This window comes from Pseudomonas sp. BCA17, from assembly GCF_004519405.1.
In the GTDB taxonomy this organism is placed as follows: domain Bacteria; phylum Pseudomonadota; class Gammaproteobacteria; order Pseudomonadales; family Pseudomonadaceae; genus Aquipseudomonas.
This window is the reverse complement of record NZ_SGWI01000002.1, coordinates 696,921-718,846: the sequence shown is the minus strand read 5'-3', so window position 1 is coordinate 718,846 and position 21,926 is coordinate 696,921. Positions and strand designations below refer to the sequence as shown.

At 58.6% G+C, this 21,926-nt stretch carries 26 protein-coding genes and 1 tRNA gene; 8 read left to right on the top strand and 19 right to left on the bottom strand.

What is annotated here, in order from left to right; all coding sequences use genetic code 11:
* Positions 1-5 precede the first annotated feature (5 nt).
* The gene (sctT, locus tag EXW71_RS12275; protein WP_123714453.1) at positions 6-794 is read left to right on the top strand and encodes a type III secretion system export apparatus subunit SctT; all 789 of its coding nucleotides are present in this window, start codon (positions 6-8) and stop codon (positions 792-794) included.
* Entirely contained in the window at positions 791-1,888 is a 1,098-nt protein-coding gene (gene sctU / locus EXW71_RS12270; protein ID WP_134658854.1) for a type III secretion system export apparatus subunit SctU, read from the top strand. The genes sctT and sctU overlap by 4 nt, the downstream gene beginning before the upstream one ends.
* A 1-nt stretch (position 1,889) precedes the next feature.
* On the opposite strand, the gene EXW71_RS12265 is transcribed toward sctU, so the two are convergent.
* The 19 genes from EXW71_RS12265 to EXW71_RS12175 all read right to left on the bottom strand — a co-directional run bounded on the left by EXW71_RS12265 (position 1,890) and on the right by EXW71_RS12175 (position 16,229).
* Complete coding sequence (locus tag EXW71_RS12265) at positions 1,890-2,243, bottom strand: transcriptional regulator (RefSeq protein WP_134658852.1); 354 nt, start codon at positions 2,241-2,243, stop codon at positions 1,890-1,892.
* Positions 2,240-2,443: an HrpT family type III secretion system protein gene (gene hrpT / locus EXW71_RS12260; RefSeq protein ID WP_123714455.1), complete on the bottom strand. Its 204-nt coding sequence runs from the start codon at positions 2,441-2,443 to the stop codon at positions 2,240-2,242. Before hrpT ends, EXW71_RS12265 begins: the two co-directional genes overlap by 4 nt.
* Positions 2,440-4,572 carry a type III secretion system outer membrane ring subunit SctC gene (gene sctC / locus EXW71_RS12255; RefSeq protein ID WP_134658850.1) on the bottom strand — a complete coding sequence of 711 codons (2,133 nt, stop codon included), beginning with the start codon at positions 4,570-4,572 and terminating at the stop codon, positions 2,440-2,442. Before sctC ends, hrpT begins: the two co-directional genes overlap by 4 nt.
* A 14-nt stretch (positions 4,573-4,586) precedes the next feature.
* Positions 4,587-4,994 (bottom strand): type III secretion protein, encoded by a 408-nt coding sequence (locus EXW71_RS12250; RefSeq protein WP_134658848.1) that lies wholly within the window; start codon positions 4,992-4,994, stop codon positions 4,587-4,589.
* Positions 4,981-5,217 (bottom strand): hypothetical protein, encoded by a 237-nt coding sequence (locus tag EXW71_RS12245; protein WP_134658846.1) that lies wholly within the window; start codon positions 5,215-5,217, stop codon positions 4,981-4,983. The genes EXW71_RS12250 and EXW71_RS12245 overlap by 14 nt, the downstream gene beginning before the upstream one ends.
* 103 nt (positions 5,218-5,320) lie before the next feature.
* Complete coding sequence (sctL, locus tag EXW71_RS12240; protein WP_134658844.1) at positions 5,321-5,911, bottom strand: type III secretion system stator protein SctL; 591 nt, start codon at positions 5,909-5,911, stop codon at positions 5,321-5,323.
* Positions 5,889-6,467 carry a type III secretion protein gene (locus tag EXW71_RS12235; protein ID WP_256657112.1) on the bottom strand — a complete coding sequence of 193 codons (579 nt, stop codon included), beginning with the start codon at positions 6,465-6,467 and terminating at the stop codon, positions 5,889-5,891. Before EXW71_RS12235 ends, sctL begins: the two co-directional genes overlap by 23 nt.
* Positions 6,460-7,263 (bottom strand): type III secretion system inner membrane ring lipoprotein SctJ, encoded by an 804-nt coding sequence (gene sctJ, locus EXW71_RS12230; RefSeq protein ID WP_134658842.1) that lies wholly within the window; start codon positions 7,261-7,263, stop codon positions 6,460-6,462. Before sctJ ends, EXW71_RS12235 begins: the two co-directional genes overlap by 8 nt.
* Positions 7,264-7,270: 7 nt before the next feature.
* A complete protein-coding gene (locus EXW71_RS12225; RefSeq protein WP_134658840.1) occupies positions 7,271-7,633 on the bottom strand; it encodes a hypothetical protein in 363 nt (120 codons plus the stop codon).
* 78 nt (positions 7,634-7,711) lie between these two features.
* Positions 7,712-7,897: a hypothetical protein gene (locus EXW71_RS12220; protein WP_134658838.1), complete on the bottom strand. Its 186-nt coding sequence runs from the start codon at positions 7,895-7,897 to the stop codon at positions 7,712-7,714.
* A 172-nt stretch (positions 7,898-8,069) separates the two neighbouring features.
* Positions 8,070-8,984, bottom strand: coding sequence for a sigma 54-interacting transcriptional regulator (locus EXW71_RS12215; protein WP_134658836.1), 915 nt, complete (start codon positions 8,982-8,984; stop codon positions 8,070-8,072).
* A gap of 337 nt (positions 8,985-9,321) precedes the next feature.
* The gene (gene ychF, locus EXW71_RS12210) at positions 9,322-10,422 is read right to left on the bottom strand and encodes a redox-regulated ATPase YchF (RefSeq protein ID WP_134658834.1); all 1,101 of its coding nucleotides are present in this window, start codon (positions 10,420-10,422) and stop codon (positions 9,322-9,324) included.
* A gap of 21 nt (positions 10,423-10,443) precedes the next feature.
* Positions 10,444-11,028, bottom strand: coding sequence for an aminoacyl-tRNA hydrolase (gene pth, locus EXW71_RS12205; RefSeq protein WP_010213318.1), 585 nt, complete (start codon positions 11,026-11,028; stop codon positions 10,444-10,446).
* A gap of 167 nt (positions 11,029-11,195) precedes the next feature.
* Positions 11,196-11,792, bottom strand: coding sequence for a 50S ribosomal protein L25/general stress protein Ctc (locus EXW71_RS12200; RefSeq protein ID WP_134658831.1), 597 nt, complete (start codon positions 11,790-11,792; stop codon positions 11,196-11,198).
* Between the two features lie 137 nt (positions 11,793-11,929).
* Entirely contained in the window at positions 11,930-12,871 is a 942-nt protein-coding gene (locus EXW71_RS12195; protein ID WP_003171603.1) for a ribose-phosphate pyrophosphokinase, read from the bottom strand.
* Between the two features lie 46 nt (positions 12,872-12,917).
* Positions 12,918-12,992 (bottom strand) — tRNA-Gln (locus tag EXW71_RS12190).
* A gap of 37 nt (positions 12,993-13,029) precedes the next feature.
* Complete coding sequence (gene ispE, locus EXW71_RS12185; protein ID WP_248733135.1) at positions 13,030-13,833, bottom strand: 4-(cytidine 5'-diphospho)-2-C-methyl-D-erythritol kinase; 804 nt, start codon at positions 13,831-13,833, stop codon at positions 13,030-13,032.
* A gap of 49 nt (positions 13,834-13,882) precedes the next feature.
* Positions 13,883-14,500: a lipoprotein insertase outer membrane protein LolB gene (lolB, locus tag EXW71_RS12180; protein WP_123714466.1), complete on the bottom strand. Its 618-nt coding sequence runs from the start codon at positions 14,498-14,500 to the stop codon at positions 13,883-13,885.
* A gap of 4 nt (positions 14,501-14,504) precedes the next feature.
* Complete coding sequence (locus tag EXW71_RS12175) at positions 14,505-16,229, bottom strand: tetratricopeptide repeat protein (protein ID WP_134658827.1); 1,725 nt, start codon at positions 16,227-16,229, stop codon at positions 14,505-14,507.
* Positions 16,230-16,411: 182 nt separating this feature from the next.
* Here EXW71_RS12175 and hemA point away from each other — a divergent pair, with 182 nt between their 5' ends.
* From hemA to EXW71_RS12145, 6 genes are all read left to right on the top strand, one after another.
* Positions 16,412-17,701 carry a glutamyl-tRNA reductase gene (gene hemA / locus EXW71_RS12170; protein WP_134658825.1) on the top strand — a complete coding sequence of 430 codons (1,290 nt, stop codon included), beginning with the start codon at positions 16,412-16,414 and terminating at the stop codon, positions 17,699-17,701.
* Positions 17,698-18,780 carry a peptide chain release factor 1 gene (gene prfA / locus EXW71_RS12165; RefSeq protein WP_134658823.1) on the top strand — a complete coding sequence of 361 codons (1,083 nt, stop codon included), beginning with the start codon at positions 17,698-17,700 and terminating at the stop codon, positions 18,778-18,780. The genes hemA and prfA overlap by 4 nt, the downstream gene beginning before the upstream one ends.
* A gap of 11 nt (positions 18,781-18,791) precedes the next feature.
* Positions 18,792-19,622 (top strand): peptide chain release factor N(5)-glutamine methyltransferase, encoded by an 831-nt coding sequence (prmC, locus tag EXW71_RS12160; RefSeq protein WP_134658821.1) that lies wholly within the window; start codon positions 18,792-18,794, stop codon positions 19,620-19,622.
* Positions 19,616-20,371: a molybdopterin-synthase adenylyltransferase MoeB gene (gene moeB, locus EXW71_RS12155; protein ID WP_134658819.1), complete on the top strand. Its 756-nt coding sequence runs from the start codon at positions 19,616-19,618 to the stop codon at positions 20,369-20,371. Before prmC ends, moeB begins: the two co-directional genes overlap by 7 nt.
* Positions 20,364-21,170: a glutamate racemase gene (murI, locus tag EXW71_RS12150; RefSeq protein ID WP_134658817.1), complete on the top strand. Its 807-nt coding sequence runs from the start codon at positions 20,364-20,366 to the stop codon at positions 21,168-21,170. The genes moeB and murI overlap by 8 nt, the downstream gene beginning before the upstream one ends.
* A 103-nt stretch (positions 21,171-21,273) precedes the next feature.
* Complete coding sequence (locus EXW71_RS12145) at positions 21,274-21,792, top strand: acyloxyacyl hydrolase (protein WP_123714472.1); 519 nt, start codon at positions 21,274-21,276, stop codon at positions 21,790-21,792.
* The last annotated feature ends 134 nt before the right edge of the window (positions 21,793-21,926 follow it).

Here is a 21,926-nt window from a genome sequence, read left to right as displayed (position 1 = left end):
CCGGCTTGTTGCTTCTGGTTGATTACCTGCCCAGTTTGTTGATCGCTATGGCGCGCATCTATCCGTGTGCTTTTCTGGTGCCCGCATTTTGCTTCCAGCACCTTAGGGGGATGCCCCGACATATCATCGTGATGGTCCTTGCGCTGATTCCGGCACCCGGGATCTACAGCGTGCTCAAGGGCCAGGACTACTCGGCATTAATGATCGGCGGGTTGGTGTTCAAGGAGATGGCGTTGGGGTTCCTGCTCGGGATTTTGCTGGCCATGCCGTTCTGGATGTTTGAGTCAGTGGGCGCGTTACTGGACAACCAGCGTGGCGCCCTGGCCGGTGGTCAGCTCAACCCGTCGTTGGGGCCGGACGCCACGCCCGTGGGGCATCTGTTCAAGCAATTGGCGATCTACCTGTTGATCGCCACCCTCGGGCTTGGCGTGTTGACCCAGGTGATCTGGGACAGCTATCTGGTGTGGCCGCCGACGGCCTGGTTGCCATCGGTGGCAGTGAATGGCTTTAGCGTGTTTGTGGGACTGTTGGGCGATACGCTCATGCACATGATGCTTTACGCCGCACCGTTTATTGCTGTGTTGCTGTTGCTGGAATTTGGTATCGCGTTGCTCGGGCTGTATAGCCCGCAACTGCAAGTGTCGACCCTCGCGCCCCCGCTCAAAAGCCTGGCCGGGCTGATGATCCTGATTCTGTACTTTCCCTTGCTGCAGGATTTGATCGTCGGCCGCATGAGCCTGCTGGGTGATCTCAAGCACTCCCTGGGCCTGTTGTTTCAAGGCCCGACGCCATGAGTGATTCAGGCGAGAAAAAGCACGCGGCTACGCCGAAGAAGTTGCGTGATCAGCGTCAAAAAGGTCAGGTCGCGCAAAGCCAGGATGTCGGTAAATTGCTGGCGCTGACCGCCTTGAGCGAGATCGCCTTGTTCACGGCCGAGCCTAGCATGCAGCGCTTCCAGCAACTGATGGTGCTGCCCATGTCGCGAATGGGCCAACCCTTCGCCCGCGCCTTGGAAGAGGTGCTGCTGGAAAGCTTGATCGTGTTTTTTGCATTTGCCCTGATGATGGCCGGCGTGGCGATCGGCGTGAAGCTGATCAGCAGTTGGATGCAGTTCGGGTTGCTGTTTGCACCGCAGAGCCTGCAGCTCAACTTCAGCCGCCTTAACCCAATCAGTCAACTCAAGCAGATGTTCTCTGCCCAGCAGGTCATGAACCTGTTGATGGGCCTGGCCAAGGCCCTGCTATTGGGGGTGATCCTGTATGTCGTGATCGGTCCGTCAGTGGGAACGCTGATCAAGTTGGCCGGCAGCGACCTGCAAACCTATGTCCAGGCGCTGATTACCGTGTTCCGTCACTTGTTGCATGCCTGCCTGGGCTTGCTGTTGGTATTGGCGTTGATTGACCTGGCGTTGCAGAGGCACTTTTTTGCAAAGCGCATGCGCATGACCCAAGTGGAGGTGCTCAAGGAGTACAAGGACATGGAAGGTGACCCTCATGTGAAGGGGCAGCGTCGCTCCCTGGCTTATCAACTGGCCCAGGAAGAACCCAAGGTCAAGCTGCCCAAGCTGGAAGAGTCGGACATGCTGGTGGTCAACCCGACGCACTTTGCCGTCGCCTTGTATTACCGCCCCGGCAAAACGCCGCTGCCGTTACTGGTGGACAAAGGCACGGATGCCCAGGCCCGTGCGTTGATTGACCGCGCGAAAGCCGCCGATGTCCCAGTGGTCCAGTGTGTCTGGTTGGCCCGTACGCTGTATGAGAAGAAGCTGGGGGCGGGTATTCCTCGCGAAACATTGCAGGCGGTAGCGTTGATCTACCGGACCTTGCGTGAGCTTGACGATGAAGCCAAGCGTGAAACCCTGGAGTTGCCGGAGCTCGAGCGACGTTGATTCAGCGATAGGCGCGTCTGTCCAACGCCTCAAGACTGGCCAGTGAGAGCAGCCGACTGAGGGTTTCGTCCAGCGCCTGGCGTTGTGTCGGCAGTGCATGCCAGATCACCAGGTTGCCCATGGTGTCGAGGTAGATAAAGCAGCCCTTGAAGGCCGCTGCTTGGGCAAACCGGCGTTCAAGTACCCGCTGTAATTGCCCGGATTGCAAGACGTCACAGGTCACCTGCAAGGCCAATCCCGGGCCGGCAGCAGTGGCCCGAGCGCAGATATTGATACCCGGACCGACTGACAGGTGGGCGCCGTTACCGCCCACCCATGCGTCGCAGAACGCTTCGCGACGCTGCTGGTCGGTCATCGTTCCAGTGATATCGTCTGGTAGTCCGAACGCTCTCCTGACGGGCCCGGTTCGGCCCGCATCTGCGGTGGCCACCAGACCACCAGGGTGTCCTTGCCTGACTGCGGACGCGAGCAGGAGTCGCCTTTGCAGGTTGGCGTGCAGCCGGCGACGAGCAGTGCGGCACCGATGAGTGTGGAGCACAACAGTAAAGGCTTCATTGCGGGGCGTTCCGGGTTGGGGTGAGCAGGGAAGGGCGGGATATACCAATGTGTGCGTCTTTCACGACTGGGCGCATGGCGATAAATACCTCGGCTTCCTCGCCCGGCTTGAGCCAGGCCCGGGGCCACACGCTGACGGCCAGGGTGTGTGAGTTACTGCACTCCTTTTCATCAATTCGTACATTGCGTTTGAACTGGTTGCGCAGCACTACGACGGCCACGTTGAAGTCCGGGCCGGTGTACCACTGGCTGCGGTTGGTATTGAGCGCCAACAGCTCGCGTGTGGCGCATAACGTATTGAGCCCCAAGGGCATGGGGGCCGCCTTGAAAGCCTTGGGTACCTGGCCGCTCACCAGATGCGCCAGGGTGCTGGTGATATCGCTGCGTTTGACCACCGGTTGGTGAGGGGCATAGCGCCTGGCCAAGGGTTTGAGTGCCGCTTGCAACTCGGCCTGATCGTCTTGGGGCAAGTAGCGCGAAGGATCGTCCTGATCGCCGATGACCCGAGGGGTCAGGATGAACAGCCTTTCGCGGCGATTGTTCTGGCGTTCGGTGGAGGAAAACAATGCCTTGCCCAGCAGGGGAATATCCCCCAGCAGCGGCACTTTATTGCGCTTGTCGGTGCTTTCGCTGACGTGGAAGCCGCCGATTACCAGTGAGCGTTTCTCCGCCATCACCGCTTGGGTGCTGACCTTGCCCCGGCTCACATCCGGTGTCGTGCTCGGGGGGGGGGACGCATTGAAGTTACCGTCTTCGATATCCACCAGCAGATGGATCTGATGCTTGCCCCTGGAAGTGATGACCCTGGGGACGACCTGGAAACTGGTGCCGACCGTGACGGGTAAAATGGTTGCGTTCTCGGTGCCGCCCACCAGGTATTGAGTACGGTTGAAATCAATCACCGCGGGATGGTTTTCCAGGGTCAGGACCGACGGATTAGACACCAGGGTCGCCAGGCCGCGGCTTTCCAGGGCACGGATGTGTGCGTAGAACTTGTCGCGGTTTTCAAATGAAAGTTGCGATGACGTACCGGGGTTCATGTTCACCCCGCCTCGGAAGCGACTGTTCTGAAAACCCCAGTTAACCCCGAATTCCTGCAGTTGAGTGCGCTCGATATCCAGGATGATCGCGTCAATTTCTACCAGCTTGCGCGCCACATCAAGCTGGGCAATCAGGTCGCGATACATGGCCTGGCGTTCGGGCAGGTCATAGATCAGCACTGCGTTATTGCGCACGTCCGCTTCGACGCGGATTTTGCCGCTGCTGACGGAGGCGCGTGGCGTGACCGTGGGGCCAGTGCCTGATGGCTCCGGGGGCGGGGTGGTGCCGAGCATCTGTCCCAGCAACGGGTTGCTCAAGCGAGCGCCGCTCGCCGCCAGCGGTGCGGGTGCGGAGGGTGGTGTGGCACGCGGTGGCAGTACTGAGGCCGGGCGCGGCTCCAGTAGCCCGCGCAACATATTGGCGACGCCGGGGATCATGTGTTTTTCGCCGCGATAGTCAATCTGGCGGTCTGCGGCGTTGGCAAACTTCAGTGGGAACGTCAGCACGCTCTGTTTTTCATCGGGTGACCGGCGCTGGCTGGCGAACTGTTTGACCTGTTCGATGTAGCGCCTGGGGCCGGAGACCAATATCACACCGTCCTCGGGGAGCTCGCCCCACCCGAAGCGGCTCTCCAGCAAACCGATATCAGTCAATGCCTGCTTCAAATCCGCGATGGTTTCCGAGGACACCTCAAGGCGTGCGGACTCCTGCTGATCCAGGGTGCTGATATAGAGGGTGTTGTTGTACAGGTACCATTGGAAACGATGCTCTACACCCAGCCTGTCGAGGAGAGACTGGGGCGTATTCGCGCGGATTTTTCCATTGACGGTACCCTCCAGAAGGCCCTCGATCTGCAGCTGCGTGCCGAAGGTCTGAGCGAAGTCTTCCAGCACCTCGCGCAAGGGCTTGTGTTCGGCTTCATAGGCATAGGCGGTGTTTTTCCATTCGCTGGGAATGGCGGCCAGCGTGCTTTGCGAAGGGATCAGCAACCATGGCAGAACGAGCAGCCAGCGCCAGTCGGCACGTTTTGCAGATAACTGGGGCGAGGGGCCATGCAAGCAATCAGGCTTGTCGGACGTGTTGTTCATGAGGCGTTCTCTGATTAATGCGAAAGCGGATGTCGCGAGGTTGGGCTCTGCGCACGGGCGGGGCGTGCAAGGCGGGCCATGACTGCCCGCCAGGTATCACGCTGATTGAGCAGCGCTTCTAGACACGTCTGCGCACGCGTTGGGTTCGGCTCGTCGTGCAGGCACCCAAGCAACCACAGCGCGCCGTGGGCGGGGTCTTGGGCGAGCGCCCCTGGAAAGTGATTCAAGCTGGCTGCGCCCAGGCGCATCCAGTTTTCCAACTGCGCATTGGCGGGCACCTGCTGAGTGAGTTGGACGCCGAGTAGCAGCGCGCCTCTGTCACGTCGAAGGACGATGCAGCTATCGCCTTCCGTCAACGTGATCTGCGGATCGGAACTGCTCAACCAGCGCGCCAGACAGTCATCACCGTCAAGGGATCCCATCAAAGATGACCTTGCCTTTTTCGGCCATGTGATTGGTCATCGCGAAGGTTGAGGTCACAAGACGGTTGGCATCCATCTTCAACGCGAGTGCCTGATCCAGTAATGCCGTGAACGTTTCGTTATCGAGGGCCTCTTCTGAGGCTTTACTCATCTGTTCGATGCGGCGGTTGACGGCATCCAGTTCCCTGTATTGCCTTTGATGCAGGCGGTAATCAAAACTCATGGCGGCTCTCCGGTGGCTTTGCCGTTATAAGTGGCTCATGCCTGGTAACGGTTCCACTCGAAGACTTTTGAAAGGCAATGTAATCAGTACGGCCGGAAATTCCTTACCTGCCGCCGGCCGCTGGCTCAAGCAACAGCAGGCTATCAACGGTCGAGCGCCACTCGATGTGAAAGCTGCCTTCGTTGGTTTCCAGAATGAGTGTCTGGGCCGCCAGGGAGTTGTCCAGGCGCAGGCTCCAGGGGGCGTCGCTGTGAAGTGTCAGCCAGTGCTCTACCTGCAAGTGGTCCTGTGGATGGCAGACCAGGTTGGCCGCGATGGCAGGGACTTGCGTGTTCAGCATTTTTTTCAGCAAGGCACTGAGGCGCTCAGCGGGCGGTGTCTGCTCCAGCAGGTTGCTCAGCGCCTGATTGGTAACTGATGTGGCAATCTGCTCAAGCCGCTCGCAAATGGCCTGGCGTTCCAGCTCCCAGCGCTGGAGTTGGCGATTGGCGCGCTGCCAGAACTCGGCTTGTGCCTGCTCAAGCCATTGCTCGCTTTTTTCCTGAGCCTGGCGCAGAAGCGTGTCGGCTTGGGCCTGCGCATGTTTGAGCAGCCGCTCGGCCTGCTGACTGTCGGCAAGGACTGCCCGGGGAATCAAGGCATCGGGCAGGCCGGCGGCGGGAATCGACAGTTCAATCTTGTGTCGGCATAACATGGTGCAGCCCTCCGGAAGGATCCGCGTGAAAGTCGTCCTCTGTCGCAGCGCTGGCACGCCAGATGACCGCCTGCCAGACAGTGTCCAGTTTGCTTCCCGCTTGCGGCGGGTATTGGCTTTCGAGTTCCAGTACCCGACGTTGCGCAAAACTGAGGCGCAGGCGCTGCCACACGCTGCGCTCGACCCAGGCGCGCAGATGATGCAGAGGGTCCTCGCCGGGCTGTCGGAAGCAAGAGGGCAGCGCCATGGATAGACGAGCGCACCACTGCCGCTGTTCATGACTCAAGGCGGTGTCGTGCTGTGGGTGGTAAATGCCGTCGACCAGGGTCAGCATCAACGCTTGTTGCTCCGGCGGCGCCAGCACCATTCGCAGCAGCGCTGGAGAGGGCTGGATGGGCAGGCAGGGCGTGATGCCTAATGCACGACTGATCAGCTCATGTCGGCCGCGACCTAGCGCCTCGTTGGTCGGTAAGTTGAGATCGAAGGCGGCCCATTGGTGCTGCGAACGAGCCCAGGGGCAGGCCCACCAATGAACCCATTCGCGGATGTCATGCATGTGGGGGAGGGCTCGAAGGCACCGACGCCGGTGTGAACGCACCGGGTGGTGGGAGCCGTGCCTTGCGAAGCCATAGAGCGGCAGCGACGCCTGACAGTATCAGGACGATCAGCAAGATCACCATGCTGATCTGCCAGAAGGCCAAGTCAGCCTCGGGCACAAGGAACGCGCCGAAGTAAACCAGGCGTTCCCGCTCGACGTAGGCCGCAGCCGGTACAAACGTGACGGTGAGTTTTTGCGGGTTGTCCGCCGTGGTACTCATGCCAGGGATGCTGCTGGCGACCATCCTGCGCACGCGTGGCCTGATATTGTCCGGCTCCAGCCTGGGGTCGTGCTTGATAAAGACCGAGGCTGAGGCCGGTTGTACGGGTTCGCCCGGTGCTACACGCTCCGGTAGCACAACATGGACGCGGGCAACGATGACCCCGTCAATGTTGGATAACGTCGCCTCCAGCTCTTGGGACAAGGCATAGATATAGCGCGCACGCTCTTCCAGCGGGGTAGAGATAACCCCCTCCTTGCGGAAAATCTCACCCAATGTGGACCGAGCGGTTTTTGGCAGCCCTGCCGCTTCCAGCGTTCGAACCGCGCGGGCGATATCGCTTGTCTGTACCCGCACCACTACACCGTCTTTCTCCAGTACCTTCTGGGCACGGATGTGCTTGTCCGCCAGTTCGGCGATCACATCGTTGGCTTCCTGCTCGGACAGTTGGCGGTGAAGGTCAAGGCGTTCGCCACAGCCGCTCAACACCACCATCAGCGTAAGTAATAAATAGATGACTCGACGCGTGCGCATAAGCGGCCTACTGCAGGTTGGTGGTTTTTTCTACCATCGAAACGCAGTGCTTAATGATTTTCACCGACACGGTCAGGATCTCTTTGCTTTCAACCAACGCCTGCGGGACCTCGGCTGATTTTATGGAGTTCTTGTTTTTCACCAGGTCGCTCAAGCCTTTGGACACGTCATTGGCGCGTGTTTTCAAATAGTTCGACTGCTCGGCCAGAAAGTGAGTGCCAATGGCAGGGCCCGGTGTTTTGACGCTGTCATTGTTTGCCAGGGCTGACGCAAAAAAATGGCTGTCGAGCGTGCCGTCAGGGGCGGCCGTCATTTCGGCGCTTGGAGCAAGCGTGGACGACGGTGAGGCCCACTCGGTTTTTGATAGCATTTAATCTCCACCCATTGCAGGAGGTTGATAACAAAGAGAGCTGCCTCCCTTGCAAACCAAACAAAGGAGGCAATAAGGTCAGGCTCTGGCTATGCCTATCTGCTGCATTACTTTGTTGCCATAATCGATACGAATGCCATCAATGGTTTGCTTGATATTTTGTGCGTTTTTTTCTTTTTGCAGTAAATCTGTTGCCTCTTTCAACTCGTCGTTTGAGACTCCGCCGATACCAGAAGCCAGTTGAGATACGTTGTTGATGGACATATGCAGTACCTGTTTTAGGATTGGAAGTTTCTAAGCGTTTCACAAAATGTGCTTACGCAAGCACTGGCGAGCTAATGCTCATGTAGTGGGTGGCAGAAACGTTTTTATTGGTTCCGGATTGGCGCTGCCTAGTGGTTTCCAGATGTTTCGTATGTACTGCCTGGAGGCTCGACTAGTTGAATATATTCAAGTGTTTCAATCGGTAGTAAAGCGTGCGCTTGGGGATTCCCAGCTCCAACGCCACACTTTCCACGCAGTCGGCGTGACGTTTGAGCGCCGCCTCAATCAGCGACTTCTCGATTTGTTGCAGCTTTTCTTTAAACGGTTGCACGGGATGCTCGACCATGGGCTCGCAAAGGGGTGGCAGGCCCAACACAAAGCGCTTTGCCGCTGAGCGCAGTTCTCGGATGTTGCCGAGCCAGCTGTGACACAGCAATTGTTGGAACAACGTATTGGAAGGCGTTGGCGCGGCGCATTGGAAGTGCTCGGCTTCCTGTTGGACCATGTTCAGGAACAACGGAATGATTTGCTCCTGGCGGGTCCGCAGCGGTGCCAGGCGGATGTTGACGACATTGAGGCGGAAAAACAGATCGCGCCGGAAGGTACCTTGCTCAACCATGTCATTCAGTGATTGCTGGGCAGAGGCGATTACCCGCATATCTACCGGGATGAAGCGGGTCGACCCCAGGCGCTCCACCCCGCGAGACTCCAGTGCACGTAACAGCTTGGCTTGCAGCGAGAGGGGCATGCTGTCGATTTCATCCAGATACAAAGTGCCTAAGTGCGCCGCTTCGATAAACCCCGCACGTGACTGGACCGCGCCGGTATAGGCACCGCTGTTCACGCCGAACAATTGGCTTTCCGCCAGACTTTCCGGGATCGCCGCACAGTTCACGGGAACGAAGTTTCCCCTACGCCCGGATAAACGATGAACGCGTTGGGCCAGTGTGTCTTTGCCTGTACCGGTCTCACCCAGTAATAGAATGTCAACGTTTAGGGTTGCAGTGCTGTTGATCGTATGCTCGATATCGGAACTTTCAGTGAGTGCGGGGTCTGTTTCGTTTTTTTTTTGAAAGGCGGCCGACATAAGGTGGATGCTCTACTCTCACGTTCATTTCACTGCGGGTGGCGTGGATTATAAAGGCCACTCAGTAGAGCTTAAATTGCTAAGAATGTCATGAGGTGTTCAATAGGCAATCGCAAGAAAGTGGGTGGGAAAAGTTGAATTAAATGCGCGCTTAAGTTGTGCAAGTGTTTTTTTGTATTTAACGCCGCACGGTAAGTAAGAATAATCTTAAAGTTGTGAGAAGTTATAGGGTGTGAGCTGGGAGGGTGATGGCTTGAGTGAGATGTTAAACACAACACCTATAAAAAAGCCGATGCATGGCATCGGCTTTTTTGTCGAGAAGTCCAGCAGCTAATGCTTAGACGTTGAAACGGAAGTGCATCACGTCGCCATCCTTGACGATGTATTCCTTGCCTTCCAAACGCCACTTGCCTGCTTCCTTGGCACCGGCTTCACCCTTGTACTGGATAAAGTCGTTGTAGGCGATAACCTCGGCGCGGATGAAGCCTTTTTCAAAGTCGGTGTGGATCACACCCGCGGCCTGTGGCGCGGTAGCACCGACCTTCACGGTCCAGGCACGGACTTCTTCAACACCGGCGGTGAAGTAGGTCTGCAGGTTGAGCATTTCGTATCCGGCGCGAATCACGCGGTTCAGGCCAGGCTCTTCCAGGCCCAGGGCCTCAAGGAACATGTCTTTCTCTTCGCCGTCGTCGAGCTCGGCGATTTCCGCTTCGATCTTGTTGCACACAGGAACAACCAGTGCGCCTTCTTCCTCGGCGATGGCCATGACCACATCGAGCAGCGGGTTGTTCTCGAAGCCATCTTCCGCGACGTTGGCGATGTACATCACCGGCTTGGTGGTCAGCAGGTGGAAGCCTTTGATCACGGCCTTCTCATCAGCACCCATGTTCTTCATGAGGCTGCGTGCCGGCTTGCCTTCGGTGAAGTGAGCGATCAGTTGCTCCAACAGGCCCTTCTGGACGACGGCATCCTTGTCACCCCCTTTGGCGTTGCGTGCGACTTTCTGCAGTTGCTTCTCGCAGCTGTCGAGGTCGGCAAAGATCAGTTCCAGATCGATGATCTCGATATCGCGTTTCGGGTCGACGCTGTTGGAAACGTGAATCACGTTCTCGTCTTCAAAGCAGCGGACCACGTGGGCGATAGCATCGGTCTCGCGGATGTTGGCCAGGAACTTGTTGCCCAGACCCTCACCTTTCGAAGCACCGGCCACCAGGCCCGCGATGTCGACGAATTCCATGGTGGTCGGCAGGATGCGCTTTGGATTGACGATGGCCGCCAGTGCGTCCAGCCGTGGGTCCGGCATCGGCACGATGCCGCTGTTGGGCTCGATGGTGCAGAAGGGGAAGTTCTCCGCCGCAATACCGGACTTGGTCAGCGCGTTGAACAGGGTGGATTTGCCGACGTTGGGCAGGCCGACGATGCCGCAATTGAATCCCATGGTGTTTCCCCTCGGTAAGAGTCAGGCCTTCTGGCTGTGCAGGTTTTTCATCGCACGGTTCCATTCACCGGCGAAGATATCCGGCAGCACGCCGAGGGCAAAGTCGATGCTTGCATCGAGTTTTTCCTGTTCGGCGCGTGGCGCACGACCCAGGACGAAATTTGAAACCATACTGGCAACGCCTGGGTGGCCAATGCCGAGCCGCAAGCGGTAGAAATTATTCTGATTACCCAGCTGCGCAATGATGTCGCGCAGACCGTTATGCCCACCATGCCCGCCGCCGAGCTTGAGCTTGGCTACTCCGGGAGGCAGGTCCAGCTCGTCATGGGCCACCAGGATTTCTTCGGGTTTGATCCGGAAGAAGCCTGCAAGCGCCGCGACAGCCTGGCCGCTGCGGTTCATGTAGGTGGTGGGAATCAGTAGACGAACATCCTGACCTTGATGCGAGAAGCGTCCGGTCAGGCCAAAATATTTGCGATCGGCCACAAGGTTCACACCCTGTGCGTGGGCGATACGCTCAACAAAAAGGGCCCCTGCGTTATGCCGGGTCTGTTCGTATTCGGCGCCTGGATTTCCCAGGCCAACGATCAGTTTGATGGCAGTCACGACAGGGGCCCTTCCTTTGGAGTTGTGGATAAGATCGCCAGACCGGAGTGCGGCGAAAGTGGACGACATTACATCATTTACTCAAGAGTAAACGCCGCGTTATCGCCCGCTTTCTCGCTACGTTTCGGTCCGCGATGTTTCCTCAAGCTCCGGCAATACAGAGTGAATTACTCTGCAGCGCCTTCTTCAGCTTCTGGAGCAACGCGTGGGGCGTGAACGTTGGCAACAGCTTTGTCATCACCGTGAGCCAGTGCGACAAACTCAACGCCTTTAGGCGCTTTGAGGTCGGACAGGTGGATGATGGCGCCAATTTCAGCAGCCGACAGGTCGACTTCGATGAACTCAGGCAGGTCTTTCGGCAGGCAAGTTACTTCGATTTCGTTCACAACGTGAGAAATCTCGCCGCCTTTCTTGATCGGTGCTTCTTCACCGATGAAGTGTACAGGAACGATTGCGGTCAGTTTCTGGCCAGCAACAACGCGAACGAAGTCAGCGTGCATGATGAATTGCTTGGACGGGTGACGCTGCATCGCTTTAACGATTACGTTCTGCTTGGCGCCATCGACGTTCAGCTCGATAACGTGGCTGTAGGCAGCTTCGTTTTCGAACAGTTTGGCGATTTCTTTGGCCAGGATGGTTACGGATTCAGCAGGCTTGTTGCCACCGTAAACAACAGCAGGGATGTTGGCGGCGTGACGCAGGCGGCGGCTCGCACCTTTCCCCAGGTCAGTACGCGCTTGGGCGTTCAGAGTAAAGTCAGTCATTTTGTATCTCCAAAATAGCCATCATCGAGGGGCGTTTGCGACCAGCGCCGTACTCGATATGGGCAAAAAAGCCCCGCCCCAGCAGAATGCTGGGGCGGGGCGCTTTTCGTCAGTGGGGTGCTCCGTAGGTTTGACCCTTAACGGAACATCGCGCTGATCGATTCTTCATTGCTGATGCGGCGAACCGCCTCGGCAACGACCGGTGCAATATCCAATTGACGGATACGTGCACAGGCTTGAGCTGCAGCGGACAACGGGATGGTGTTGGTCACCACCAGTTCATCCAGTACGGAATTCTCGATGTTCTCGATCGCTCGGCCCGACAGCACAGGGTGTGTGCAGTAGGCGAAGACTTTGGCCGCACCGTGCTCTTTCAAGGCTTTCGCCGCATGGCACAGGGTGCCGGCGGTGTCGACCATGTCATCAACCAGAATACAGGTACGCCCTTCGACATCACCGATGATATGCATCACTTCAGAGTGATTGGCTTTTTCACGGCGTTTGTCGATGATCCCGAGGTCCACGCCCAGGGATTTGGCAACAGCCCGTGCACGCACGACGCCACCAATGTCCGGGGACACGATCATCAGGTTTTCAAAGCGCTGGTCTTCGATGTCATCCACCAATACTGGGGAGCCGTAGATGTTATCTACCGGAATATCGAAGAACCCCTGGATTTGGTCAGCGTGCAGGTCAACCGTGAGAACACGGTCGATACCTACCACGGTCAGCATGTCAGCAACGACTTTCGCGCTGATGGCCACACGTGCGGAGCGCGGACGGCGATCCTGACGGGCATAACCAAAGTAAGGGATTACAGCTGTGATTCGAGTCGCTGAGGAGCGGCGGAAGGCATCAGCCATCACGACGAGTTCCATCAGGTTATCGTTGGTCGGAGCGCAAGTCGGCTGAATAATGAAGACGTCTTTACCGCGAACGTTTTCATTGATCTCGGCTGTAATTTCGCCGTCGGAAAACTTGCCGACAGAGATGTCACCGAGAGGGATATGCAGCTGACGTACGACACGTCGAGCCAGATCGGGGTTAGCGTTCCCCGTAAAGACCATCATCTTGGACACGCGCAGTACCTAGAGGCTGAGGGTAACCTGGATGAGTATTAGAAAATGGCAGGGGCGGCTGGATTCGAACCAACGCATGGCAGGATCAAAACCTGCTGCCTTACCGCTTGGCGACGCCCCTGTATCTGTTGCAACGAGTGCCTAACACTCGATTCCTTTTAGAGCAGACTTTGCAGCTTGCGATGCAACATCGAAACGTTGCTTCCCTTTGCTACAAACCCTGTAAGGGTCTCTGTAAGAAGGGCCGAGACTTTATCAGCTTCAGCTTTGCTTGGGAAGCCCCCAAACACACAACTTCCAGTTCCGGTTAATTTTGCTTCGGTAAATTTACCTAACAAATTCAAAGCGTTACGTACCTCTGGATAACGCCTTGCTACAACCGGTAAGCAGTCATTTCGACTGTTTCCCTTGGGAACGGGGCGCACTTTAATGGGAGAAGAGTTACGTGTCAACAACGGATCTGAAAAAATTTCTGCTGTACTTACAGATACTTGCGGGACAAGCACGACATACCAAGGCTCCTCGGGGTATTCAGGGGTAAGTTTTTCCCCCACGCCTTCGGCGAAAGCCGCGTGCCCATGCACGAAAACCGGGACGTCGGCGCCTAGCGTCAGGCCCAGGGTAGCCAGGCGATCATGGTTCCAACCCAGCTGCCACAAGTGATTGAGGCCCAGCAGCGTAGTGGCGGCATTTGAACTGCCACCACCGATTCCACCGCCCATGGGCAAGATTTTATCGATCCAGATGTCGATACCCAGCGGGCAACCGGATTGTTCCTGAAGTTTTTTTGCGGCCCTCACAATCAGGTTGCTGTCGTGGGGTACACCGTCGAATTCGGTGTGCAGTTTGATCACGCCATCGTCGCGAACAGCGAAGGTCAGTTCATCGCCGTAGTCGAGGAATTGAAACAGCGTCTGCAGCTCGTGGTAGCCGTCTTCACGGCGCCCGAGAATGTGCAGCATCAAATTGAGTTTGGCGGGAGAGGGGAGCGTCAGTTTTTCCACAATCACGTCATTGCCCCAACTTGCGTGGTTGCCAGTCCTTGATCACCAGCGTGACATCAAGGTCGGTGCCATGCAGCTTGATGCGCTCGGGCAGCCAATAACCGCTCTGTTGGACGTAGCTCAAATACTCGACCTGCCAACCATCCTGCTCGAGGGTGGCCAGGCGGCTGTCGCCGTTGAGGCTCAGGCGACTCTTGCTGTCCGGTGCCGGTAAGCCACGCACCCACCAGACGAGATGGGATACCGGCAGTTTCCAACCGATCTGTTCTTCCAGCAGTGCTTCCGGCGATGCCGCTTCATAGCGCCCCTGGTTGGCCACTTCGAGGCTCACTTGGCCGGGACGACCGGTCAGGCGAGCCGCGCCACGACCCAGCGGGCCGGACAGGCGAATATCGTAGTAGTCCTGGCGTTGCAGCCAGAACAGCGTGCCGCTCCCCGAATCTTTCGGGGCGCGCACTCCGACCTTGCCCTCGATCTGCCAGCCATCAATGCTGCTGAGCTGGTCCTTGTGTTGCTTCCATTGCCCGGGATTGCCCTGGCCTTCAACGGATTCGCGGCTGCCTATGCCCGCGCAACCGGCGAGCAGGGCGATAAGACTGAACACTACAATGTGGCGCAAGAACATAAGCTTAAAGGGTCTCGGATCCGGTCAGGCGCTTGATGGTGCCGCGCAGGATGGGGCTTTCGGGTTGTTCCTTGAGGAATTTTTCCCAGATTTGTCGCGCTTCGCGCTGCTTGCCGTTGGCCCACAACACTTCACCCAAGTGGGCGGCGACTTCCTGGTCGGGGAAGCGTTCGAGCGCCTGGCGCAGCAGGCGTTCCGCCTCGTCCAGGTTGCCCAGGCGGTAATTCACCCAGCCCAGGCTGTCGAGTACGGCCGGGTCTTCCGGGTTGATCTTGTGCGCTTGCTCGATCAGCACCTTGGCTTCGTCGTAACGCGTGGTGCGATCAGACAAGGTGTAACCCAGGGCGTTGAGCGCCATGGCATTTTCGGGATCGCGCTTGATGATCAGGCGCAGGTCTTTTTCCATCTGCGCCAGGTCATTGCGTTTTTCCGCCTGCATGGCGCGGGTATACAGCAGGTTCAAATCGTCGGGATATTGCAGCAACGCTTGCTGCAGCACTTTCCAGGCACGCTCGCCCTGATTGTTGGCAGACAAGGTTTCGGCCTGGATCAGGTAGAGCTGGATCGCGTAGTCCGGTTCGGCGTCGCGGGCTGCGGCCAGGCGTTTTTCCGCTTCATCGGTGCGGCCGTTGCTCATCAGGATGTCAGCCTGGCGCAGCTGGGCGGGCAGGTAGTCGTTACCTGGGCCGACCTGGGCGTATTCGAGCAGGGCGGCTTGTGGGTCATTGCGCTCTTCCGCAATGCGGCCGAGGTTCAGGTGCGCCGAATCCACATGGCTTTCCCGCTCGATCAGCTCTTCCAGATACCCCTTGGCTTCGTCCCAGGCCTTGGCTTCCAGGCACACCAGCGCCAGGGAATAGCGCAGTTCGTCGTCATCCGGGTATTGCTGGACCAGGTTGGCGAATTGCACCTTGGCGTCTTCCATACGATCCTGCTCGACCAGCATTCGCGCATAGGTCAGGCGCAGGCGCTTGTCGTCCGGGTACTTCTTGATGCTTTTTTCCAGCAGGGGAATCGCTTCCTTGCCGCGGCTGAGGTTCTGCAGCAGGCGTGCGCGCAGCAGGATCGGCGCGATCTCGCCATCTTCGGGAGGGTTCTGCTCCAGCAGCTTCAAGGCCGCTTCGGCTTCGTCATCCTGTTGCAACAGCAACGCCTTGCCGAAAATCAGCTGACTGTTCTTCGGATGTTTTTGCAGCAGGCGGTCGAAACTCTTCATCAGGCCATTACGCGTGTCCTGGTCGGTGTCGGCGGCCGACAGCGCGAGGAAGTCGAAATGGGTGTCGCCCTTGCCCTGGAGGACTTTCTCCATATAGACCATGGAGTCGTCATAGCGCCCCGCACGTGCCAGTTGAACGGCCGCGGCTCGCTGGGCTTCCAGGTCGTCCGGGGCGTTTTTTGCCCAGATCAGCGAGGTGTCGAGCGCAGCCTGGTCAGCCCCCAGGTATTCGGCGATGCGAAACGCACGCTCGGAAATGCCAGGATCCTGCGTGTTGATCGCCTGGGTCACGTAGTTATCCAGCGCAATATCGAAACGATTACGCTGGCCGGCCAACTCTGCCGTCAGCAGGCTGTAGACCGTCTCTTCACTGAACGAGGAGTAAACCTTGGGTTTTTCAGGGGCGGGGGCGCTGTCTTCGACCGGCGGCGTACCGTCCGGCGACACGGGTGCCATGGCCTGGCAGCCGCTGAGGAAGACAAAAGCAAGGAGCAACGCGGAAGATCTATTCATATAGGAAGAGGACGACTAACCTGCGGTCGGATCATCATGACACAAGCCTTCGGCCAAACATAACCGAGTCTCAGTTGATGCCTTTATAGACACAAGGCATTAGGACAATAGCCTACGGTGGTTGTTCTGAATCATACGAAGTAGGACAATTGTCGGCTTCCCGACATCATCAGCGATATTGAATGGCCTTCCTCGCACTCGGTATTAACCACAAGACTGCTACCGTAGACGTGCGTGAGCGCGTGGCGTTCACGCCAGAGCAGTTGGTTGAGGCCTTGCAGCAGCTCTGCCGGCTCACCGACAGCCGCGAAGCTGCAATCCTTTCGACCTGCAATCGCAGCGAGCTTTATATAGAGCAGGAACATCTTTCAGCGGATGGGGTGCTGCGCTGGCTGGCCGATTACCACCATTTGAGCCTCGACGACCTGCGGGCCAGCGCCTATGTGCACGAAGAGGATGCGGCAGTTCGTCACATGATGCGCGTCGCCGCAGGGCTCGACTCGCTGGTGTTGGGCGAACCCCAAATTCTCGGCCAGATGAAATCCGCCTACGCCGTGGCTCGCGAGGCGGGAACCGTGGGGCCGCTGCTGGGGCGCCTGTTCCAGGCCACGTTCAATTCCGCCAAACAAGTGCGCACCGACACGGCGATCGGCGAAAACCCGGTATCCGTGGCTTTTGCCGCCGTCAGCCTGGCCAAGCAGATTTTCAGTGACCTGCAGCGCAGCCAGGCGCTGCTGATCGGCGCCGGCGAAACCATCACCCTGGTCGCCCGTCACCTGCACGAGCTGGGCGTGAAGCGTATCGTGGTGGCCAACCGTACGCTTGAGCGCGCGAGCATCCTCGCCGAGCAGTTCGGCGCACATGCCGTCCTGTTGTCGGACATTCCCGCCGAGTTGGTGCGCAGCGATATCGTGATCAGTTCAACCGCCAGTCAATTGCCGATCCTGGGCAAGGGCGCGGTAGAAAGCGCATTGAAGCTGCGCAAGCACAAGCCGATCTTCATGGTAGATATCGCTGTTCCCCGCGATATCGAACCCGAAGTCGGCGAGTTGGACGACGTTTACCTTTACAGCGTCGACGACTTGCATGAAGTGGTCGCCGAAAACCTCAAGAGCCGCCAGGGCGCTGCCCAGGTTGCGGAGGAGATGGTCAGCACCGGCGCCGAAGATTTCATGGTGCGCCTGCGTGAATTGGCAGCCGTGGATGTGCTCAAGGCGTATCGTCAGCAGAGCGAACGCCTGCGCGACGAGGAATTGGCTAAGGCCCAGCGATTGCTGGCCAACGGCAGCAGCGCCGAAGAGGTGCTGATGCAACTGGCCCGTGGCCTGACCAACAAATTGCTGCATGCACCCAGCGTGCAGTTGAAAAAGCTTACCGCCGAAGGCCGCCTCGATGCGCTGGCCATGGCCCAGGAACTCTTTGCCCTCGGTGAGGGCGCGTCAGATAGCTCTTCGGATAAAAAACCGCAATGAAAGCGTCACTGCTCAATAAACTGGATGTGCTCCAGGACCGTTTCGAAGAACTGACCGCCTTGCTCGGCGATGGTGAGGTCATCTCCGATCAGACCAAATTCCGCGCCTATTCCAAGGAGTACGCCGAAGTCGAGCCGGTCGTTGCCACTTACAAGAACTTGTTGAAGGTGCAGGCCGACCTCGAGGGCGCCCAGGCGCTGCTCAAGGACAGCGATCCGGACATGCGTGAAATGGCCGTGGAAGAAGTCCGCGAGGCCAAGGATAAGCTGGCCGAGCTGGAAGGCGACCTGCAACGCATGCTGCTGCCCAAAGACCCTAACGATGGCCGAAACGTGTTTCTCGAAATCCGCGCCGGCACCGGTGGTGACGAGGCGGCGATCTTCTCCGGCGATCTGTTTCGCATGTACTCGCGTTATGCCGAGCGCCGTGGCTGGCGCGTGGAGATCCTGTCCGAGAACGAAGGCGAACACGGCGGCTATAAAGAAGTCATTGCTCGGGTTGAAGGCGAAAACGTCTACGGCAAACTCAAGTTCGAGTCCGGCGCCCACCGCGTACAGCGGGTTCCTGCGACAGAGTCCCAAGGCCGCATCCACACCTCGGCGTGTACCGTGGCGGTGTTGCCTGAGCCGGATGAGCAGGAAGCCATCGAGATCAACCCGGCGGACTTGCGCATCGACACCTACCGCTCGTCGGGCGCCGGCGGTCAGCACGTGAACAAGACCGACTCGGCGATCCGTATCACCCACTTGCCGTCGGGCATCGTGGTGGAATGCCAGGAAGAGCGCTCCCAGCACAAGAACCGTGCGCGGGCCATGTCGTGGCTGTCGGCCAAACTCAACGACCAGCAGACCAGCGCTGCCGCCAACGCGATTGCCAGCGAACGTAAATTGCTGGTGGGATCGGGTGACCGTTCCGAACGCATCCGTACCTACAACTTTGCCCAGGGCCGGGTCACTGACCATCGCGTCAACCTGACCCTTTATTCCCTCGACGAAATTCTCGCCGGTGGCGTTGAAGCGGTGATCGAGCCGTTGCTCGCTGAGTACCAGGCCGATCAATTAGCGGCGATCGGTGAATAACAGGTGAATAAATGACTATCATCGCCAGCCTGCTGCGCGCCGCCGACCTGCCCGACTCATCCACTGCGCGCTTGGATGTGGAGCTGTTGCTGGCGGCTGCCCTGGGCAAGTCGCGCAGTTACCTGCACACCTGGCCGGAGAAAATCGTCAGCAGCGAAGACGCGCTGACCTTCGCCGGTTACCTGCAGCGCCGCCGCAGCGGCGAGCCGGTGGCGTATATCCTCGGCCAGCAGGGCTTCTGGAAGCTGGACCTGGAGGTCGCGCCCCACACGCTGATCCCGCGTCCGGAAACTGAACTGCTGGTGGAAGCCGCCCTGGAATTGTTGCCCGCAACGCCCGCCAAGGTCCTCGACCTGGGCACCGGCAGCGGCGCCATTGCCCTGGCCCTGGCCAGCGAGCGTCCGGCCTGGCATGTCACCGCCGTCGACCGGGTAGTGGAAGCCGTGGCCCTGGCCGAGCGTAATCGCCAGCGCCTGCACCTGAAGAACGCCACGGTGTTGAACAGCCATTGGTTCAGCGCCCTGCAAGGCCAGACCTACGACCTGATCATCAGCAACCCGCCGTATATCGCCGATAACGATCCACACCTGGTCGCCGGCGATGTACGCTTTGAGCCGGCCAGCGCGCTGGTGGCGGGCCACGATGGTCTGGACGACTTGCGGCTGATCAGCGCAGAGGCACCCGCTCACCTGAATGCCGGTGGTTGGTTGTTGCTCGAGCACGGTTACGATCAGGCCGCCGCCGTGCGTGACCTGTTGCTGACCCAAGGTTTTGAAGCGGTGCACAGCCGCATCGACCTTGGCGATCACGAACGCATCACCCTGGGGCGCCGGCCGTGCTGACCGATCAGGAGTTGTTGCGCTACAGCCGACAGATTCTGTTGCAGCATGTCGACATCGAAGGCCAGTTGCGCCTGAAAAACAGCCGTGCCCTGATCGTCGGCCTCGGCGGTCTGGGCGCGCCGGTCGCGTTGTATTTGGCGGCGGCAGGTCTGGGCCAACTGCATCTGGCGGATTTCGATACGGTCGACCTGACGAACCTGCAACGTCAGATCATCCATGACACCGACAGCGTCGGGCAGACCAAGGTCGATTCGGCCATCCGCCGGCTGACGGCAATCAACCCTGACATTACCTTGCTTGCCCATCGTACGGCGCTGGACGCGGATTCACTGGCGGCGGCGGTGGCGAATGTGGACGTGGTGCTCGATTGCAGCGATAACTTCTCCACCCGCGAGGCTGTTAACGCTGCCTGCGTGGTCGCTGCCAAGCCATTGATCAGCGGCGCGGCGATTCGGCTTGAGGGGCAATTGTCGGTGTTCGATCCGCGTCGAGCCGACAGCCCGTGCTATCACTGTTTATACGGGCACGGCAGCGACACCGACCTGACCTGCAGCGAGGCCGGCGTCGTCGGGCCTTTGGTGGGGGTGGTCGGTAGCCTGCAAGCCTTGGAGGCGTTGAAGTTGCTCGCCGGTTTCGGTGAACCGTTGGTGGGTCGGTTGTTGCTGATCGATGCCTTGACCACGCGTTTTCGCGAGCTGCGGGTCAAGCGCGACCCGGGTTGCAGCGTATGCGGGACTCGGCATGGGTAAGGGCGCGCCCATCGGTGTGTTCGACTCCGGCGTCGGTGGCTTGTCGGTGCTGGATGAAATTCAGCGGTTGTTGCCCCATGAGTCGCTGCTGTATGTCGCGGACTGCGGGCATATCCCCTACGGCGAGAAAAGCCCGGCGTTCATTCTTGAGCGCTCCCGGTTAGTCGCCGAGTTTTTCCGCGAGCGTGGCGCCAAGGCGTTTGTGATTGCCTGCAACACCGCTACCGTCGCCGCCGTTGCCGACTTGCGCCAGGACTACCCCGACTGGCCTTTGGTGGGGATGGAGCCGGCGGTCAAGCCTGCGGCTGCCGCGACTCGCAGCGGCGTAGTCGGTGTACTTGCCACCACCGGCACCTTGCAAAGTGCCAAGTTCGCCGCCTTGCTGGACCGCTTCGCCACCGACGTGCGTGTGATTACCCAGCCTTGCCCGGGGCTGGTGGAGTTGATTGAAACCGGTGACCTCGCCAGCCCTGCGCTGCACACCCTGTTGCAGGGGTATGTCGAACCGCTGCTCAGCGCCGGCTGCGACACGATTATTCTCGGCTGCACCCACTACCCGTTCCTCAAACCGTTGTTGGAGCAGATGCTCCCGCCGAGCATCACGCTGATCGACACCGGTGCCGCCGTGGCTCGTCAGCTCAAGCGGTTACTGAGCGAGCGCGACCTGATAGGCACTGGCAGTCCTGAACAGGCGCAGTTCTGGACCAGCGGTGATGTCGACCATTTAAGAAATATCCTACCGATGCTATGGAAATATCCTGGAGTTGTGAGTAGTTTTGGCTTCGTGAAAAATTCGTGAAAAAACCTCGGTTAGACGCTGAACTTCTGACACCACGCAAGCTTCTATACCGAGTTAGCCCGTATATCACACTCCAACTACGTTCTTAAAAGGACTGTTTCTTATGAAGCGCTTGTTCGCTTTGGCCACGATTGTGGCCGCTGTGGTAGGACACTCTGTTTCGGCCCAAGCCGCTGGCCTTGAATTTGGGGTGGGGGGTACGAGTGATTCGACGATGACCTATCGCCTGGGCCTGACTTCTGACTGGGATAAGAGCTGGTGGCAGAGCGACACCGGTCGACTGACCGGCTACTGGAGCGGCGCCTATACCTATTGGGACGGTGATAAGCGCGCCAGTGTGAGCAGCCTGTCGTTCTCGCCGGTGTTTGTGTATGAGTTTGCCGGGGAATCGGTCAAGCCCTACATCGAAGCGGGGGTTGGTGTGGCGCTGTTCTCGCGCACGCGGGTCGAGGACAACAACATCGGCCAGTCCTTTCAGTTCGAAGACCGTTTGGGCTTCGGCCTGCGCTTTGCCGGCGGGCATGAAGTGGGCATTCGTGCCACGCATTATTCCAACGCAGGCATCAGCAGCAATAACGATGGGGTAGAAAGCTACTCGTTGCACTACACCATGCCGCTGTAATTCTTCGCAATACTGCAAACCCCCTGGGGGAGGGGGCTTGCTATCGATGGCATTGGGTCAGTCATGCATCCTTCACTGACACACCGCCATCGATAGCAAGACCTCTTCCGTATCGGGACCTGCACCTCTCTCAA